This is a genomic window from Brevundimonas sp. SL161 (assembly GCF_049896985.1).
Taxonomy (GTDB): domain Bacteria; phylum Pseudomonadota; class Alphaproteobacteria; order Caulobacterales; family Caulobacteraceae; genus Brevundimonas.
Genome location: NZ_JAFCVJ010000072.1, coordinates 1 through 1,700, shown reverse-complemented (window position 1 = coordinate 1,700; position 1,700 = coordinate 1). Strand labels below are relative to the sequence as shown.

Genomic DNA, 1,700 nt, shown 5'->3' with positions numbered 1-1,700 from the left:
GCAGGCCAAAACGGGTTCTGTCGCTCAGGCTTGATCGGCATCTCTGTATCTTAGGCTGGTCAACCTTCCTAACAAGGTCAACGCTGTTCGCCCTGCCCGTTCTGCGCCCACGAAACACTCTACGTGGGAGACACCAATGGGTCACGGTTGCAGGTTTTTCGCGAACTACCCCGCCTTCACCAGTACCCCGTCCACCGGCTGAACCACGCCGTTCGACACCACCGTCTCCTCGCCCGTCAACCGCGCGGTCGCGCCGTCGGCAGCGGTCACCACCACTGCGTCGCCGTCCTTGGAGAAGGTCAGCAGACCGTCGGCCATGGTCCGCATCTGGACGCCGCCGCCACCGCTGCGCTCGATGGCGGCCATGATGTCGGCGCGGGTAAGGGCACCCGGCACGATGTGGGCGCGCAACAGGGCGGCGCTCTGGGCCTTCATTGCCTCGCCCGCCAGGTCCGCGCCCGCCGTGCCAAGCGCGGCATTCGCCGGAGCGAAGACCGTATAGGGGCCCTTGCCCTCGAGAACGTCGGATAGGCCTGCGTTCTTGACCACCCCTTCCAGCGTGTCGAGGTCGCCCTCGTCGCCGATGGCGGCCGCCAGTGTCTTCGAGGACGGCGCCGGCGTCGCGCCGTCTCCACCTTCGGCCTTGTCGGCCTCGCCGCCACAGGCGGCGAGGCTCAGGACCATGAGGGGCGCGAGCGCCCACAGTCTTTGATTGCGCATCGGTCCCTCAGGTCAAAAGCTGGATGACGGCCCGCACCAGCTGTGTGGTGGGGTCGACCTGGTACACGGAGCCGTCGTTGTAGCGGTACTGGCTCTGGGCGCTGTCGGCGTATTGGTTCCGATAAGCATAGGGCACGTTGTAGACGTCGTAGCCGGCGGGCAGACGCTGGCCGACGTTGAACTGCTGACCGGTCAGCAGGGCGGCGACCTGGCCAATCGAAGAGGTCTGCGGATCGACGCGGTACAGCACTCCGTCGGCATAACGATACTGCGCCCCGTCGTTCAAGCCGTAGTATCGCGACAGCGACTGCGGCGGCTGCTGATAGGCGTACTGGCTGGGCCAGGTATTGCCCGGCGACAAGATGCCGCCCAGCACGGGTAGATAGCCCAGCAGCCCGCCCTGGGGCGTGGTCCGGTAGACGTAGCCGTCGCGATACTGATAGTCGCCGTCGCCGCCCAGCGTGCGCCACAGATAGTTGTAGCGGTTGTACGGATCCTGGGCCCGTTCGATCTGACGCGCCTGTCCCGGCGGCAGACAGCCGTTGTCACGCTTGGCCAGCCCCGGCGGGCACCCGTTCATCAGCCCGCGATTGGCCTCGCGACGCAGGACGACCACGCCGTTGTCGACCGTGACCCGTTGTTCGACCTCGCGGCGGACGTCGCGTTCCATCCGGTCCTGACCGCGCGCCATATCGCGGGCGACGTCGGGGATACGGGCCTCGACCTGCCGCTCCATGCGGTCGTTGCCGCGGCCGTTATCGCCGCCCCGGTTGTCGTTGCCGCCGCCCCGGTTTGCATTTCCGCCACCGTTGCCGTTGCGGCGTTCCTGCTGGGCGTTGTCGCCCCCGCCACTGCCGTTGCCCCGGCCATTACCGTTGCCATTACCGTTGCCATTCTGCGCCATCGCGGCACCCGAGATGGCCAGGGTCAGCGCCAGCGCGCTCGTCAGGGTGATTGATCGTTTCATTGCCAGACTCCTC

Annotated in this window: 2 protein-coding genes; both read right to left on the bottom strand. The window is 66.9% G+C overall.

Features of this window, described 5'->3' with window-relative positions; translation table 11 throughout:
• Positions 1–165: 165 nt before the first annotated feature.
• Positions 166–720, bottom strand: a complete 555-nt coding sequence (locus tag ACP7AU_RS17645; RefSeq protein WP_426035875.1) for a fasciclin domain-containing protein — start codon at positions 718–720, stop codon at positions 166–168.
• Between the two features lie 7 nt (positions 721–727).
• On the bottom strand, positions 728–1,687 hold the full coding sequence (locus ACP7AU_RS17640) for a hypothetical protein (protein WP_426052268.1): 960 nt from the start codon (positions 1,685–1,687) through the stop codon (positions 728–730).
• Positions 1,688–1,700 lie beyond the last annotated feature (13 nt).